The organism is Bacillus carboniphilus, assembly GCF_039522365.1.
GTDB lineage: Bacteria > Bacillota > Bacilli > Bacillales > JC228 > Bacillus_BF > Bacillus_BF carboniphilus.
Map to the genome: position 1 here is coordinate 42,343 of NZ_BAAADJ010000003.1, position 16,296 is coordinate 58,638.

The 16,296-nt window shown below is 39.1% G+C and carries 18 protein-coding genes and 1 pseudogene; 5 read left to right on the plus strand and 14 right to left on the minus strand.

Going from position 1 to position 16,296, the window contains the following annotated elements:
* Positions 1-13: 13 nt before the first annotated feature.
* Positions 14-475 (minus strand): NUDIX hydrolase, encoded by a 462-nt coding sequence (locus tag ABDZ91_RS01025; protein WP_343795532.1) that lies wholly within the window; start codon positions 473-475, stop codon positions 14-16.
* A 90-nt stretch (positions 476-565) separates the two neighbouring features.
* Between ABDZ91_RS01025 and ABDZ91_RS01030 the strand changes: the two genes are divergently transcribed.
* A complete protein-coding gene (locus ABDZ91_RS01030) occupies positions 566-862 on the plus strand; it encodes a HesB/YadR/YfhF family protein (RefSeq protein WP_343795533.1) in 297 nt (98 codons plus the stop codon).
* 23 nt (positions 863-885) lie between these two features.
* Here ABDZ91_RS01030 and ABDZ91_RS01035 read toward each other — a convergent pair whose 3' ends face one another.
* The 9 genes from ABDZ91_RS01035 to acnA form a co-directional block, all read right to left on the minus strand.
* A complete protein-coding gene (locus ABDZ91_RS01035) occupies positions 886-1,206 on the minus strand; it encodes a hypothetical protein (RefSeq protein ID WP_343795535.1) in 321 nt (106 codons plus the stop codon).
* A gap of 60 nt (positions 1,207-1,266) precedes the next feature.
* Positions 1,267-1,938 carry a DUF421 domain-containing protein gene (locus ABDZ91_RS01040; RefSeq protein WP_343795537.1) on the minus strand — a complete coding sequence of 224 codons (672 nt, stop codon included), beginning with the start codon at positions 1,936-1,938 and terminating at the stop codon, positions 1,267-1,269.
* A gap of 136 nt (positions 1,939-2,074) precedes the next feature.
* The gene (locus tag ABDZ91_RS01045) at positions 2,075-2,503 is read right to left on the minus strand and encodes an acyl-CoA thioesterase (RefSeq protein WP_343795538.1); all 429 of its coding nucleotides are present in this window, start codon (positions 2,501-2,503) and stop codon (positions 2,075-2,077) included.
* An 18-nt stretch (positions 2,504-2,521) separates the two neighbouring features.
* Positions 2,522-4,819 carry an AAA family ATPase gene (locus tag ABDZ91_RS01050; RefSeq protein WP_343795539.1) on the minus strand — a complete coding sequence of 766 codons (2,298 nt, stop codon included), beginning with the start codon at positions 4,817-4,819 and terminating at the stop codon, positions 2,522-2,524.
* Between the two features lie 145 nt (positions 4,820-4,964).
* Positions 4,965-5,201, minus strand: coding sequence for a small acid-soluble spore protein Tlp (tlp, locus tag ABDZ91_RS01055; protein ID WP_343795540.1), 237 nt, complete (start codon positions 5,199-5,201; stop codon positions 4,965-4,967).
* Positions 5,202-5,285: 84 nt separating this feature from the next.
* Complete coding sequence (locus ABDZ91_RS01060) at positions 5,286-5,438, minus strand: acid-soluble spore protein N (protein ID WP_343795542.1); 153 nt, start codon at positions 5,436-5,438, stop codon at positions 5,286-5,288.
* A 60-nt stretch (positions 5,439-5,498) separates the two neighbouring features.
* Positions 5,499-5,630, minus strand: a complete 132-nt coding sequence (locus ABDZ91_RS01065) for an FbpB family small basic protein (protein ID WP_343795543.1) — start codon at positions 5,628-5,630, stop codon at positions 5,499-5,501.
* A 227-nt stretch (positions 5,631-5,857) separates the two neighbouring features.
* Positions 5,858-6,376 (minus strand): peroxiredoxin family protein, encoded by a 519-nt coding sequence (locus ABDZ91_RS01070; protein ID WP_343795545.1) that lies wholly within the window; start codon positions 6,374-6,376, stop codon positions 5,858-5,860.
* A gap of 150 nt (positions 6,377-6,526) precedes the next feature.
* Positions 6,527-9,232: an aconitate hydratase AcnA gene (gene acnA / locus ABDZ91_RS01075; RefSeq protein WP_343795547.1), complete on the minus strand. Its 2,706-nt coding sequence runs from the start codon at positions 9,230-9,232 to the stop codon at positions 6,527-6,529.
* A gap of 258 nt (positions 9,233-9,490) precedes the next feature.
* Here acnA and sspO point away from each other — a divergent pair, with 258 nt between their 5' ends.
* Complete coding sequence (sspO, locus tag ABDZ91_RS01080) at positions 9,491-9,640, plus strand: small acid-soluble spore protein SspO (protein WP_343795549.1); 150 nt, start codon at positions 9,491-9,493, stop codon at positions 9,638-9,640.
* Positions 9,641-9,679: 39 nt separating this feature from the next.
* Here sspO and ABDZ91_RS01085 read toward each other — a convergent pair whose 3' ends face one another.
* Positions 9,680-9,964, minus strand: a complete 285-nt coding sequence (locus ABDZ91_RS01085) for a hypothetical protein (protein WP_343795551.1) — start codon at positions 9,962-9,964, stop codon at positions 9,680-9,682.
* Positions 9,965-10,084: 120 nt separating this feature from the next.
* Here ABDZ91_RS01085 and ABDZ91_RS01090 point away from each other — a divergent pair, with 120 nt between their 5' ends.
* Positions 10,085-10,228, plus strand: coding sequence for a small acid-soluble spore protein P (locus ABDZ91_RS01090; protein ID WP_343795553.1), 144 nt, complete (start codon positions 10,085-10,087; stop codon positions 10,226-10,228).
* 41 nt (positions 10,229-10,269) lie between these two features.
* Here ABDZ91_RS01090 and ABDZ91_RS01095 read toward each other — a convergent pair whose 3' ends face one another.
* Both ABDZ91_RS01095 and selA read right to left on the minus strand, forming a co-directional pair.
* Positions 10,270-11,589, minus strand: a complete 1,320-nt coding sequence (locus ABDZ91_RS01095) for a short-chain fatty acid transporter (protein WP_343795555.1) — start codon at positions 11,587-11,589, stop codon at positions 10,270-10,272.
* Between the two features lie 113 nt (positions 11,590-11,702).
* Positions 11,703-13,130: an L-seryl-tRNA(Sec) selenium transferase gene (gene selA, locus ABDZ91_RS01100; RefSeq protein WP_343795557.1), complete on the minus strand. Its 1,428-nt coding sequence runs from the start codon at positions 13,128-13,130 to the stop codon at positions 11,703-11,705.
* A gap of 449 nt (positions 13,131-13,579) precedes the next feature.
* Here selA and ABDZ91_RS01105 point away from each other — a divergent pair, with 449 nt between their 5' ends.
* Positions 13,580-14,299 (plus strand): YebC/PmpR family DNA-binding transcriptional regulator, encoded by a 720-nt coding sequence (locus ABDZ91_RS01105; RefSeq protein WP_343795559.1) that lies wholly within the window; start codon positions 13,580-13,582, stop codon positions 14,297-14,299.
* Positions 14,300-14,808: 509 nt separating this feature from the next.
* Here the strand turns inward: ABDZ91_RS01105 and ABDZ91_RS01110 are convergent.
* Positions 14,809-15,000 (minus strand): annotated as a pseudogene (locus ABDZ91_RS01110) (Rdx family protein); the annotation flags it as partial.
* A gap of 199 nt (positions 15,001-15,199) precedes the next feature.
* Between ABDZ91_RS01110 and selD the strand changes: the two are divergent.
* A complete protein-coding gene (gene selD, locus ABDZ91_RS01115) occupies positions 15,200-16,255 on the plus strand; it encodes a selenide, water dikinase SelD (protein ID WP_343795561.1) in 1,056 nt (351 codons plus the stop codon).
* The last annotated feature ends 41 nt before the right edge of the window (positions 16,256-16,296 follow it).

Consider the following 16,296-nt stretch of genomic DNA (forward strand, 5'->3'; position numbering starts at 1 on the left):
CCTTCCCGCTTTTTTATGTAGTTTTCAGTAACAAGGAAGATTTCTTATAAACTGTAATTTCTCCATCTTCATTATACGTAAAGGCGTGTTCGAAAGGTTTTGAATCAAATAAAACCGTTTGAATGAAGTATGGAATATTAGATACGACTTCGTTTGATGATAAAACCCATTCTAACGGTTTCCATCCAACTTGCCCTTCATAAGTAGAATGGATGTCCCCCGAGTAATCAGTACCTGTAAACACATGCATTCCACTTTTATTGTTCCATGTCACGACTCCCTTATACAAGATGTCGTGAACCGTTAGGCCACTCTCCTCTTTTATTTCTCGTAAAATGCTTTCTTCTAACGATTCATTCTCTTCTATTTTTCCTCCTAATCCGTTCCACTTTCCTTTATTGGGGGCCTTATTTCTAAGTAGCATTAGAAGTTGGTCATGTTGATATAAAAAACAAATCGTGTATGGGATGTGCAATATATCTCTCCTCCCCGCAAAGTATTCGATACTTTTCTCTCTATTGTTTATAATAAATATAGTAGACCAGATTGGAAAGGGGAATATCCCATGAAGTTACAACTAGACCAAGCGGCATTTGAATGGTATAAAAATGAAATGCACTTAGAAAAGGGCGATGCAGTTCGTCTCTTTGTTCGTTACGGTGGATGTAGTACAGTACAGAGCGGGTTTTCATTAGGTGTTATGAAAGAGCAACCTATTGATATCGGAGTAGCAACTGAGGTGGATGGTGTTACATTCTATATAGAAGAAAAAGATATTTGGTATTTAGATGATCACTCACTAAGAATTACACTAAATGAGACGTATAATGAGCCTTCATTTGATTTTTATAAGGAATCATAAAAAAGAGAGAGAGGACCTTGTCTTTATGACCGGGACTCCTCTCTTTTTTTTAACTTCAGCAGATTCTCGAGCATTCCTTCTTGCTTTAGGATAAAGACTTCTTTATCTCCCAGTAAATCAAAATGTGAATAACCGTCAGCTCGATGATGAATCCATTCTTTTTTGAGGCCGTATCGCTTGCCCCATTCTGCTAACTGTTTTAAATCTTTACATCCCACTTTTGTGACCGTGTTGCATTGAGGAAACCGGTCATCTAACCAGAAATGGGTTAGGAAGGCAATCTCACCTTCGTCTATCTTCTTTTTCCAATTAAGTAATTCTCCTCTTTTTAAACCAAATGCCATGGAAAGCTCCCTTTTTAGGTGTTGGAATTTTGTTTATTATATCAAATATAGTGAATTCTGTTACTGTAGATGCTTTGGATGTTGTGGTTTGCTTGTATAGTACTCCACTTCCTTAAAAATATCGCCTTGGTCGTCTTGATTTTGGTTTTGCTGATTTTGATTTAATTGCTGAGGAATTGGCATAGCTTGTGCTAGTTTTCCTTGCAGTGGCAAAAATCCGTTCAAGGTATTTTGAAGTTTTTGAATTTCGGTCATCAGTTGGTTAAACTCTTTCTTAGTCATTGGCTGCACTTGATCCATAAGCTCAAATCCAACCTGTCCATTTGCTTCCAGAGTGGCCCATTTTACATCGCTTATTTTCTTTACATTTGACTGTCTCAACTTCATTTCAAGCTGATCTACCGTCATTCTCATCTTCCTTAAATTCTTCTCGTTAAGTTTTCCATTTTCTATAATCACTTTAGACTTCCCTGTTATAAACGATTCAACTTTGTCTGATTTTAGTTGGACATATTCCATTACAATTAACGTCACAATTAGTACTGCACCTGCTCCAATGGTCGTCCAAATATTATCACCTGCAACAGGCTGAATCAGTAATGATCCAATCGCAATCATAATGACCGTTTGAGCTAATGTCATCTGCGAGATTGATTTCCGCCCAGCAAATCTTAGCAAAAACGTCCCAGCTAATACAACTAAAACAGCTTTCCAAATCCAATTTAAATCCATAAGAATCCTCCTCGTTAGACAGGTGCCTGTTTGATGTTTTTCACCGCCAAAGTTCTATTTTAATTTTAACGTTCCCTAATTTTCTTCAAATAATGAGAAAAAGCGCCCATATAGGCGCTTGATTCTATTCAACACGTTATTCAGCTGGCTTCTTCTTGATCTCCTCATATTTGGCAAACCATTCAGGGAAAGCTTTTTTAAAGTTTGCCGGTCTAAAGTTATCTTTACGAACAATGACGTGAGTGGTACTACCCTCTGCTCTTACATCATTGGTGTCGTCCACAATCTGGTAGCCATAGACTGTACGAATGCCGTTACTTTCCTCGACCCAAGTCTTTACATATACATTTTCACCAAATCGGACTGGCTTCTTATAGGTAACATGTGCATCATAAACAGGTGCGAAATAACCCTCTGCTTCCATTGCTAAATAGTTGAACCCCAGTTCCTCAATTAGGGCAGAACGTCCAAGTTCAAACCATTTCAAGTAATTGGCATGGTAGACCACACCCATCATATCAGAGTCTGCGTAAAATATTTGAATGGCTTTTTTTGAGATATACATGTTGTCCTCTCTCCTCTATCATTTTACTCTATTGAAGGCTTTTTCTATATCTTCTTTTATTACGAGTGACAATTCTCTTTTTAATTCTTCACCAGATAAATCAGGAAGCTTTGTAACACGAACTGCTTGTTCTTGAAGGGCATCCGCCACCACATTTTCAATGAGGCGACCATTTCCTTCAGGCACTCTCACATGAAACTTCTGTAATAGCCATTCCTTCGCTTCGCTTGCCATTTTATATGAAAAGTGATCACAATACTTTTCACCAATCTTAACTAATTCCTCAGGTACATAATCAGGGAAGTGAAAGAATTTCTTAAATCTCGAACGAAGCCCTGGGTTACTATTTAGTAGTTGTTCCATTTCGTAGGGGTAACCCGCCATGATCACAACGAGATTTTCTTTATGTTTAGTCATTTCATCAACAAGCGTTTCAACTGCTTCTTTACCGAAGTCACTTCCACCTTCTTTAAACAAGGAATACGCCTCATCAATAAACAGTACACCGCCAAGTGCTTCACGAATTTTCTTTTTTGTTTTAATGGAGGTTTGGCCAACATATCCAGCCACCAGGTCTGCACGACTTGCGACTACTAGGTGTCCTCTCTTAAGCACGCCTACATCCTTCAATAATCGGGCATAAATGGATGCCACGGTGGTTTTACCTGTTCCTGGATTTCCAGAAAAGATAGAGTGAAGCTGAAAAGGAACAGCTGGAAGCCCTAATTCTTTCCTTTTTTGCTGTGTTTCAATAAAAGCCATTATCGTTCGGACTTCTTCTTTGATTGATGTAAGGCCAATCAACTCATCTAATTCCTTAAAGGCAGAAATTGAATCTACCTCACTTTCACCAGTTACATGGACTCTTTCGATAAAACTAAATTGCAATAAATCTGCATCTTTTTCGGTTTGAATCCCTTTTTGAAATATAGCATCCAGTATGATGTTTCGGACAGATCTTGCATTACCAAATGATTCATCCACCCGCTCCTTCTCAATTTTAGAAGAAATTTCAATGAGAGCTTCATCTGTTAAAATATAGTCATTCTCATACGCAATTCTCTCTCCAATTTCAAGAAGCTCTTGATCGGAATAGTCAGGGAAGTGAAAATGATTAGAAGCAGGAAAACGACTTCTAAGTCCAGGATTACTTTCTAAAAAGTTTCTCATTTCCTCAGGATAACCGGCTAAAATAACGGCGAATTTTCCACCGTACTCTTTACTAGTCATTAAAGAAACAAGGGTATCAATAGCCGTTTGACCAAAATCATTACCTGATTGGCCATCACGTTTTAAACTATAGGCTTCATCTATAAATAGAACGCCTCCAAGGGCTTTTTCGACGTAATGTTGGACATTTTCTTCGGTTTGTCCCATAAAAGCACCAATTAAGTGAGAGCGGCTGACTTCAAGAACCTCATCTCTAGGTAATACGCCCAATTCGTAATAGATTTTAGCTAACAACCGAGCAATCGTTGTTTTTCCAGTACCAGGGTTTCCTGTTAAGATCATGTTCAGACTCATTTCATCCTTCGTCTGAAACCCTCTTTTCTTTCGCTGCTTTTGATACTTTAAGAAATGATAAAATTGATTCACACGGTTCTTCACTTCTGAAAGCCCAATCATAGATTGTAGCTCCTCTAATGCTGTTAGGTCACGCTTTCCAAGCTCTTCTGCAGGAGGCATAAAGGATTCCCAAGTCTTTTGGAATTCTTTTAGCTCTGTTACCTTTTTCATCATTTCTTCATAATAAACAGAGGTGTAGAAGTTACCAGAGAGAGACTGTTCATAGTTTTCGGAAGCCTTCATGAGTTCATCTAGTACAGTAAGGGCAGCGTCTATAGTCTCTTTCATTTGTTTCAATGGTAATGACGAGTTCTGACCATCTCCCACAATCTGTATGTTTTTAAGTTCATCGAATAGCTTCTTGGCTTCTTCATGATAGACTTTAGACAGCTTTCGCTTAGTGGTTCGATTATCTGTTTCGCGCATGGCAGGAAATGAGATGTCTTCAAATAAAGATCTATGATCGATTAAGGTTAACTGTTCTGAAAGCTTTCGAGCAATGGTATGAGATGGGTTAAGTTTCAGCGCTTGCTCTATCCAAGTCCGAATCAGAATAGCATCTCTTTTCTCGTTAAAAAAACTAATCGCAACTAATGTGTACCCATCCGCTAAGTTTTCGTCACTAGGTTTATATTGAGTAAGCTGATACAGCTTTTTAACCGTCTCAATGGCTGAAGGGACCTCTTGTTGTTGTTCCCAACCTCGTATATTCTCTTTTATCCACTCTATAATTTGAATTTTAATAGTCATCTTCCTAATTCTCACTTTATGCTTATTGTCGCTCTCTATCTTATCATACCCTTATCTTTCCCTCATATGGTTTGCTCATGATTATGTATGAAAAAAGACCAGCTAGTTACAGCTGGTCTGTTTAAGTAATTAGAGTAGGGACATTTTATCGGTTATTACCTTTTTGGTGAGCGGCTTCATCTTTAATTTCTTCTCTCATCCCTGCGATACTCTCACGTCTTCTTTCATTTTTCGCTTGAATTTGTTCACGTTGAACTCCGTCTGCAAATTCAAGACTGGCTTCAGCTTTTTCCATATTCTCAATTGTATGTTGAACCATTGATTGAAGCTTTTCTACGTTATCACTACGATCATCTGGTTTTGGTTTATTATGTCTAGCCATGCGAAGCATCCTCCTCTTATTGTGGGATTCATCGATTAGTGTAGACTAAAACAAAAAGAAATATGGAAGGGAAAGCTTGGTATCCTACTCACCTTTTGTTTGCATCACTTGAGCGTGTTTACCACTTATGTCTTGCATTTTCTTTCCCTTGTTTCCACCAAAACCACGTGATTGAGTACCAATGTGGTTTGGAACAAAGTGCTCACTATTCTTCTTATTTGGTGTGCTTTTGCTCATAAAAAAATCCCTCCTCACTTATATTTTCTACAAGTGAACGAGAGATATGAATGGAAAACTTTATTCAGCTTTTTGCAGATGCTTTTGTTCTAATTTTTCTTCAAGCTTCTGCAAAGCTTCCTCATCTTTTAATAAAGCTTGCTTGTTTTCTTGTACAAGTTCTGAAAAGGAACGCTTTCGAGGTCTTCTCATCTTATGTCACCTTCCTTACTTAATATAGTATCATCTATTCTGTCCGAAATCGGTTTCAATTATGACAACTTTTTGAAAATTTAATTAAAAAAGAGCAAGAATTTGAAGAATTTTCTTGTTTTCGGTGGAAAAGGTCCTATATTTGAGGTGTTTCAACTGTTAGATACATATACCCCCTGGGATATAACAGTAAACCCACATTAATTACAAAGAGAGTAAGCTTAAGCTTACTCTCCCATCAATTCCTCAATAACAGATAAATCCATTGTGGACATATATTTATTTTCAATTTTTCCTTTTTCATCAATGATATAGCTGGTTGGGATGACAACGGTTTTGTATAATTCGTTTACCTCTACCTTGTTTTTTACAATCGGGTCTAGTAAAACTGGAAAGGTGAGCCCATATCGTTCCACAAACCCTGCTACATCGTTAAGTGGGTCCATATTCACAGCCAAAATTTCGATGTTTTGATCTTTATTTTTTTCATAGTACTTCTGCATTTCAGGCATTTCAGCTTCACATGGTGCACACCATGTTGCCCAAAAATTCAACATGACTTTTTTTCCTCGATAATCCGAAAGTGATACTTCCTCACCATCCAGATTTTTTAATGTGAAGTCCGGAGCCTCTGTTCCAATTTTCAGTCCAGGAAGTCGATCTTGTTGCTCTTTTTCAATAGCCTGTACAATCGCAACTGTAAATAGAGCAATTAACGATACAATTGCTATGACTTTTTTAACCATGTTGTTTAGAGTCCTCCCTTAAATTAAGAACATGACATGTATCTTACCTAAAGATATATGACTGTCGTTTTAATTGCAAGGTCTCCTGACGTTAGACACAATATGTACAAAAAACCCTCGCACATAAAATGTACGAGGGTTTGATTTAAATTATGCTTGAAGCTTGTTACGTAGAACCATTTGAAGGATTCCACCATGACGGTAGTAATCAATTTCTACTTCAGAGTCAAAGCGAACAAGAACTTCAAATTCTTTCTTGTTGCCTTCTTCATCAGTAGCTGTAACCTTCACAAGGTCACGAGGTTTTACGTTTTCATCGATTTGAACATCGATTGCTTCTCTACCAGTTAGGCCAAGAGTTTCAGCATTTTCTCCGTCTTTGAATTGAAGAGGTAAAACACCCATCAATACAAGGTTAGAACGGTGAATACGCTCAAAGCTTTCAGCGATAACTGTCTTGATACCAAGTAGGTTAGTACCTTTAGCAGCCCAGTCACGAGAAGATCCCATACCGTAATCTTTACCAGCTAGAACAGCTAAGCCAGTTCCATCTTGCTTATATTTCATACAAGCATCATAGATAGACATAACTTCTTCTGATGGCCAGTAAGTTGTGTATCCACCTTCTGTACCAGGAGCGATTTGGTTTTTAATACGGATGTTCGCAAATGTACCACGCATCATCACTTCGTGGTTACCACGACGAGAACCGTAAGAGTTGAAATCTCTAATTGCTACACCTTTTTCACGTAGGTATTTACCAGCAGGTGTATCTTTACCGATTGCACCAGCAGGAGAAATGTGGTCAGTTGTTACTGAGTCGCCAAATTTACCTACTACACGAAGACCACCTAGAGGTTTTACTTCCTCTGGATCTGGAGATAGCCCTTCAAAGAATGGAGGGTTTGCAATGTAAGTGGATTCTTCATCCCAAGTGTAAAGTGGATCATCATTTGTTTCGATTGCATTCCAACGCTCGTTGTCATCGAATACAGTTTCGTATTCTTTACGGAATAGCTCTGGAGTAACTGTGCTCTTAACAGCAGCCTTCACTTCTTCCGTAGTTGGCCAAATGTCGTTGAAGAACACATCGTTACCATCTTTATCTTTACCAATCGGATCATTCTTAAGGTCGACATCCACAGTACCAGCTAGCGCATATGCAACAACTAGTGGTGGAGATGCAAGGTAGTTACCTTTAACTAGAGGATGGATACGTCCTTCAAAGTTACGGTTACCAGATAGTACAGAAGTGATGAGTAAATCATTTTCTGCTACTGCTTTTTCGATTTCATCAGCAAGAGGTCCAGAGTTACCGATACATGTTGTACAACCATACCCAACTGTGTTAAATCCAAGTTTCTCCATGTATGGAAGTAAACCTGAATCTTGTAGGTATCCAGTAACAACTTTAGAACCAGGAGCTAATGAAGTTTTTACATACTTAGGAACTTCTAGACCCTTTTCTACTGCTTTCTTCGCAACAAGTCCTGCACCAAGCATTACATATGGGTTAGATGTATTTGTACAAGAAGTGATTGCAGCGATAGCCACAGCACCAGTCTTCATGTTAACTTCTTCACCGTTTTCAAATTTAACAGTGATTTCTTTGTTAATTTCATCAGCATCTAGGCCAAAACCTTGGTTACCAGTAGCTGTAAGTGCTTTATTGAACTCATCCTTCATTGCTGAAAGTGGAATTAAATCTTGTGGACGCTTTGGACCTGAAAGATTTGCTTCAATTTCAGTAAGATTTACTTCAACAACAGATGTATAAGTTGGCTCTGCATCTGGCGTTAAGAATAAAGCATTTTCTTGGCAGTATTTTTCTACTAATTGAACTTGCTCTTCTGTGCGTCCAGTTAGACGAAGGTACTCAAGTGCTTCACCATCAACTGGGAAGAAACCACAAGTTGCACCATATTCAGGTGCCATGTTTGCAATTGTAGCACGGTCAGCAAGTGGTAAAGTAGATACCCCTGGTCCGAAGAACTCAACAAATTTACCAACAACACCGTGCCCGCGTAATACTTGAGTTACTTTTAACGCAAGGTCAGTTGCAGTTGCACCATCTGGAAGTTCTCCAGTTAGTTTAACTCCAACTACTTCTGGAACTGGGAAGTAAGATGGTTGACCAAGCATTCCTGCTTCTGCTTCAATACCACCAACACCCCAACCAAGTACACCGATACCGTTAATCATAGTAGTATGAGAGTCAGTACCAACTAATGTATCTGGGTATGCTTCGATTTCACCTTCAGCATTTTCCACAGCATGTACAACGTTCGCTAAGAACTCTAAGTTCACTTGGTGAACGATACCAGTTGCAGGTGGAACTGCTTGATAGTTGTTAAATGCTTTTTTAGCCCAGCTAAGGAACTGATAACGCTCAGCGTTACGTTCAAATTCTAGGTCCATGTTTACTTTTAATGAGTCTTGCGTTCCAGCCTTGTCAACTTGAACAGAGTGGTCAATAACAAGATCTACTGGAATTTCAGGGTTAATTTGATCTGGGTTTCCACCTAGATCAGCGATTGCTTTACGAAGTGATGCTAAGTCTACGACTGCAGGTACACCTGTAAAGTCTTGAAGGATTACACGGGAAGGTTTGAATGGAACATCTACATCTTTCTGTTCACTAGTTCCCCATTTTGCTAAGTTTTCAACATGTTCTTTTGTGATTACACGTCCGTCAACTTGACGTAAAACAGATTCAAGCAATACTCTAACTGAGAATGGAAGCTTAGAGATATTCGCTACACCCGCTTCTTCAAGTGCGGCAAGACGATAGAATGAATAATTTTTGCCGTTTAATTCGAAAGAAGAACGAGAATTAAACACATCATGTTTCGTCATTGTATTTCCCCCTCTATACAAAATCCGTTAACTATTTTAACGCAATTGCTGAAAAGTTACAATTTCCGACTTTTCTAAGCACATCATTATCTTAATACAACGTATAACATAAGTAAATATCGAGAATGTTATAGTTTTTCATAAGTTTTTCTTATAGATATTTGAGGTATCACTGGAAACCTCATCCCCACTATCCATCAACTGTAATGAAGCAAACTCTCCAATCCGGACACACTAACCTCACAGGGGGTGTTTAGAATGGGAAAAAGAAAAGCTAATCACTACAGAGAAGGTATGAACGCTGCTAAAGCGCAAGGAAAAGGTGCTGGTTATAACGAAGAAATGTCTAACGAGCCACTAACGGAAGCTCAAAGACAATTCAATAAAAAGAGAAAGACCAATCAATAAGTAAGACTTGAAAAAAACCAGGCGAACAAGCCTGGTTTTTTAAAACTTATCGATATCACTTGTATTTGTTCCACCATTTACTTCATATAAAAGACCACTAAGATCTTGTTTGAATTGTTCCAATTGCTGCCTTTGATGTTCACTAGCAACTTCTAGGGCATTTTCGATTTGTTGGTACGCTTCATTCACTTCTTGTTTAAGGTGTGCTAATTCGTGACCGAAATCGGAACCACCCTTTACAACTTCTCGAAAAGCATCTTTTGCTTGTACATATCCTTGTTGTGCAGCCTGAAAAGCTTGCTGGTTATCTTTATGGTATGGCATTGTAAACCCTCCTTTTATCTCGTAAATAGTATGTAAAACCAGTATAAAAGCTATGCATAAGTGTGATGGAATAATTCAAAACGTTTGGTTTCAAACTACTCAATAAAGGAGGGGAATACAATGAACAAAAACAATGGTAAGGACATGAGAAAGAATGCTCCTAAAGGTGATCAAGATAGTCAGCCGGCTCCATTAAGTGGGTCCCACAAAGTCAAACAAAAGAATCATACCCGTCAAAAACATAATCAGGGTCATGATATGTAAACAAAAAAAGGGTTCCGGAGCGGGAACCCTTTTAAAACACGCTATACAAGTAATAAACCTAACGAAATAACAACACCACTTACAACTAAGACAATCACACAAAAGCCCATAATGTCCTTTGCTTTCAATCCAGCAATAGCTAGAGCTGGTAGTGCCCAGAATGGCTGAATTAGGTTCGTCCAAGCATCCCCCCAAGCAACCGCCATGGAAGCTTTAGCAATAGATACATCCATGCTTTGAGCTGCTTCTAAAATAACAGGAGCTTGCACCGACCATTGTCCCCCACCAGAAGGTACAAAGAAGTTTACAATTCCTGCACTTAAAAACGTAAAGAAATGGAATGTAGTATCGTTTGAGATGGATACTAACTGCTCAGAAAACCATACAGCTAGACCTGATGCCGTCATCATTCCCATAATTCCTGCATAGAACGGGAATTGAATGATAATGCCCCCAGCTCCCTTAACTGCGTTTGCTACCGCTTGTAAAAAGTTTTTCGGTCTCCAGTGTAGGAGAATTCCAAGGAATAAGAACAAGAAGTTTACGATATTTAAGTTTAGCGTTCCGCTGTCTCCAAAATAGAAGAAAATAAAAAATAAACCAAGGACAAATACAAGGACAGATACAATAGGACTATTCTCTAGCCATTCAGCTGGTGTAAGCTTCTTGGTTTGCTCTACTGTTGCCGCGGAAAGTGTATCCTCCAATACTTGAGGGTCCACAGTAACCGTTTCTTCCTTTTTAGGCATCATGAAACGGTTTAAGATGGGTAAAACAATGAACAAAGCACCTATGATTATTAAGTTAAACGGTGCAAAAATTGTGTCACTTGTAGGTATGATACCAATAAGGTCTTCAGAAAAATGTCCTGGAGTTGCAATCGTTAATGGTACAGATCCTGCGAGTCCACCATGCCAAATAATAAAACCGCTGTAAGCGCTTGCAATCAAGAGCCTATAATCGACATTTTTAACTCGCTTAGCCAGCTCCTTCGCAAAAAGGGCACCGATTACTAAACCGAACCCCCAGTTTATCCAACTGGCAATCATGGATACAATCGTAACAATGACAATCGCGGAACCAGGCGATTTTGCTAGAGTGGCTAACTTCCCTAGAAGGGTTTTGAAAAATGGGCTACTTGCCAATACATGCCCGGTCACGAGAACGAGCACCATCTGCATCGCAAACGTTAGTAAGCCCCAAAAGCCATCACCCCAATAAGTAACCATTTGAGCTGGACTGGATGACGTTACGGCTAAACCCAGAAGAAATACTACAAAGGTAAGAATAAATACGAACAATAGCGGGTCTGGTAGGTAACGTTGCATGATCCGATTTGAAATAGAAATAAGAATTTTCAACTCTCTCACTCCTTTTTATGTAGTCACTCCTAGTATTCTATATATTCAGTAAATTCCCTTTTATTATAGGTAAAATTATGATAGAAAAAAGATCCTCATTAGTAGAGGACCTTTTAATCGTGAGTGAATGATTTATCTATAATCTCTTTAAATGCCTCGATAATTTCCTGTTCTTCCCTTTCTTGAACAGTTCTTAGGTCTAACAATATCTCTTCATCTCTTACTCTCACTATGATAGGAATGTTTCTCCCCCTTAATTTCTGTTCAATTGTGGATGGTCGGATTTGGGGATGCTTAACAGAAACTACGTACGTTTGTAATCTTACTTCAGGCATGGTTCCTCCGCCGACTAAGCTAAAGTCCTCCATACACTCTATTTGAAGAGATACATTACAATTGATTAAGGCAGACATAAATGCTTCTGAACGTTCTCTAACTTCCTCTTTTGTCATCCGAACACTCCGAAGTGCAGGAATATTTTGAATTCCTTTTGTGCCCTGTGTGTATTGTAGCAACGTACCTTCAAGTCCTGCTAACGTCATTTTATCTACACGAAGAACACGTGCTAATGGATGTTTCTTTAGACGGGCAATGACATCTCTTCGCCCTAAGATAATTCCAGCTTGTGGTCCACCAAGGAGCTTATCTCCACTAAATGAAACGAGGTCCACTCCACTCTCTAATACGGATGAAATAGTTGGTTCCTCTCCAATTCCCTCCTGCTTAAAATCGAACAGCACACCACTACCTAAGTCCTCGTAAACTAAAACATTCGGATAGTTTTCTTTAAAGCTAACGATTTCGTGAGCGGGAACAGATTTCGTAAACCCTATCATTTTAAAATTACTCGTATGTACTTTCATAATCATGGCGGTTTCATCATTCAATGCTTGTTCATAGTCACTTAAATGGGTTTTATTTGTAGTTCCCACCTCTTTTAAAACAGCTCCACTTTCCTCCATAATCGATGACACACGGAAGGACCCACCGATTTCAACTAGCTCGCCTCGAGAAACAATAACCTCTTGATCCTTTGCCAAGGCACGTAATACTAAATAAACAGCCGCCGCATTGTTATTTACAATCATAGCAGCCTCTCCACCTGTAAGTTCCAGTAAAGATTTCTCAACTAAATCGTGTCGAGACCCTCTCTTCCCCTCTTGCAAATTATACTCTAGATTCGAATAGGACCGTGCGACTGCAACGATTTGTTCAATGGCTTTTTCACTTAAAGGAGCTCTGCCTAAATTTGTATGTAATACCGTACCTGTAGCATTGATGACTCTTTTAAGCTGTGGGGCAAATTGGTGGCTGAGGATAGACTCCAGTTGGATCCAAATCCAATCAGTAAACTCTTTACTCTGAATGCTTGGGCCAGTCCACCTCCCCTGTAATAAATCCGCCCGTACTTTATCTAGTAATTTTGTCAAACGTTGATGAACCTTATTACGATCAACTTTGAATTTTTCAGCTAAAGCCCTGTATTCATCTGTTTGTTGTAGGTCATGTATGGAAGGGATAAATCTCAACCAATCTTTCATAAAAAAATCCTCTTTCTAGTAAGTAATTGCCTACATTATAGCATGAGAACCATTTCCCCGTTCAAATGCAAGAACAATTGCGTTATAATAAAATAGTTCAAAACCAACATCGTATCAGGATGTTATTTATTTAGGCTGTTTTAAGTAAAGATTGATAAATTTACACATATAGTTCAACCTGCAGTTGATTGGAGTGGAAGGTGCTTGACTCATTTCCACTGCACTGAAGAGATATATGGAAGCAGTGGAAAGTGGGAGGAAGGGACAAGGGAGACCCCGCAGGAGCGAAAGCGACGAGGAGGCTCCCGGACCGCCCGCGGAAAGCAAGCACCTGCAACGGAAATCAACGTCCTAAGTTTAGGGAATCAACTATTGTCTACAGTTTAAAAACAGCCTATACTTAATAACCCCAAAAATTTGATTGAAATTGGAAAGAGAGATGGAACGTCGTGGGTCGTAAATGGAACAATATTAAAGAAAAGAAAGCTTCAAAAGACGCCAATACGAGTCGTATATACGCAAAGTTTGGACGCGAAATTTATGTAGTGGCTAGACAAGGTGAACCAGATCCAGAATTAAATCAAGCTCTTAAATTCGTATTAGAACGTGCCAAAACTTATAATGTCCCAAAACATATCATCGACCGTGCTATTGAAAAAGCAAAAGGTGGTTCAGATGAGAACTACGATGAGCTTCGGTATGAAGGTTTCGGTCCTAGTGGATCTATGGTAATTGTGGATGCTCTTACAAATAACGTTAACCGTACTGCTTCCGAAGTTCGTGCTGCTTTCGGTAAAAATGGTGGAAATATGGGTGTCAGTGGTTCTGTTGCCTATATGTTTGATGCTACGGCTGTTATCGGTCTTGAAGGAAAATCTGAGGAAGAAGTTCTTGAAATTTTAATGGAAGCAGACGTAGAAGTCCGTGACCTCATTCAAGAGGATGAAGCAGTTATCGTCTATGCGGAACCAGATCAATTCCATACCGTTCAACAAGCATTAAAGGATGCTGGTATCTCAGAATTTACAGTAGCAGAATTAACAATGCTACCTCAAAATGAAGTGACTCTAGATGCTGACGCTCAAGCTCAATTTGAAAAAATGATTGATGCACTAGAAGATTTAGAAGATGTTAAGCAGGTTTATCATAACGTTGATTTAGGTGAGTAATAATAAAAAGGGCTGTCTGATCAGCCCTTTTTTTGTGCCCTTTATCTACGTTATCATATCGGACACAGGATCCGTTATTTTTTGAAAAAGCCAGTTATTGAGGTGTAAACAGACACTCGTTCCGCTATTCGTCTATTTTATAGTCTTTTTAAGCTAATTTTGGCCAAATAGCGGAACCTCTGTCCGCTTAATCCTTGAATACCCGCTTTTTGTGGCAAATAACGGATCTCTTGTCCACTTCATTCGTCAACCCGGACACAGAATCCGTTATTTTAATAAAAATGCCGGTTTTTGAGATGCGAACGGACTCTCGTTCCGCTATTCGACTGTTTAATGGTCTTTTTAAGCTAATTTAGGCCAAATAGCGGAATCTCTGTCCGCAAAACATTCGAAAAGTCGCTTTTTTAAGCAAATAACGGATCTCCTGTCCACCTCGTCTATCAAGCAGGACACATCTTCCGCTATTCTTATAAAAAAGCCGGTTTAAAAACTGTAGGATAGCCTCTTCTCTACTTCGCCGATTTTTCCATCTCACTAATAAATTCCTCTACATCTGGAAAAACACCAGTATCCAGTTTTGAATATAACTTATCCCCGTTAACCGTAACCTCAAATGCCCCACCAGAACCCGGTATCAAGTCTAGCTTCTTAATTTGAGAACGGTAATGAGTAAATAATGATTCCGCGAACCTCGCGGCTTTTGGTGCGTAGTTTCACTGCATGCAAAATTCGATAGATACAACAAATTCCTTCATTGATTTTTCCTCCCTATATGTATGGGTTAACCTTGTTCCCCCATTTTAGTATAAGTAGTATTTTTCCGCAAATTCAGACAGTTATGCTACATCATTTTCTAGAAATGTAATTTTTCAGTATAATAAGGATAGGAGGTGGACGTGAATGAGTGAACATGAAAAAATTGGCCTAACTAGCCTTTCTACCAAAGCTGGCTGAGGCTGCAAAATTGGTCCTGAAGACCTGACGCAAGTTTTGCGTCTTTTACCGAAATCAACTCCAGATACAAATCTTTTAGTCGGAACGGAAACCTCTGATGACGCTGGTGTTTACCAGTTATCAGATGATCTTGCTCTCGTCCAATCATTGGATTATTTTACACCGATTGTCGATGACCCTTATTACTTTGGACAAATTGCTGCGGCTAATGCAATAAGTGATTTATATGCCATGGGCGCTACACCGAAAACGGTTTTAAACCTAGTAGGGTTCCCTATTAAAAAACTAGGAGCCGATGTTTTGGCTCGTATACTTGAAGGTGCCCAAGATAAGGTGAATGAAGCTGGGGCTGTAACCGTTGGAGGTCATTCTATCGATGATCAGGAGCCCAAATTTGGTCTATCTGTAACGGGAACAGTTCATCCGAATAAAATTTGGCGCAATGTAGGTGCAAAACCAGGTGATGTCCTAGTTCTGACCAAACCAATTGGTGTTGGTATAGTCACTACAGGTATCAAGCGAGGCGCTGTGACGTCCGAACAGATTGATGAAGTTACAAAAGTGATGACAACATTGAATAAACAAGCGGCTGATGTTCTTTCGGATTTTACCCCTCATGCCGTAACAGATGTAACAGGGTTTGGATTGCTTGGTCATGCTAGTGAAATGGCAAAAGGTAGTCAAGTTACACTGGAGTTCCGCTATGAGGATATCCCAATGCTAGAAGGAACAAAAGAATTAGCTGCACAAGGTATTATCCCTGGTGGATCAAAATCTAACCATAAATGGTTACAACCAGACGTGGAGTACAATCCTACTCTTTCAGAAGTGGACCAACTAATTCTATGTGACGCTATAACATCTGGCGGATTACTAGTGGCTATCCCTGAAAATCAGGCAAAAGAGTACGTACAAAGCCTAAACAACCAAGCGTACTTCAAAGCCGCCATAATAGGAACTGTAAAAGAAAAGCAAACCAATGCTTACATACAAGTTCTTTAGCTTTAATTTTATACTTTCAAAAATGCAACCCTATTTTCTGA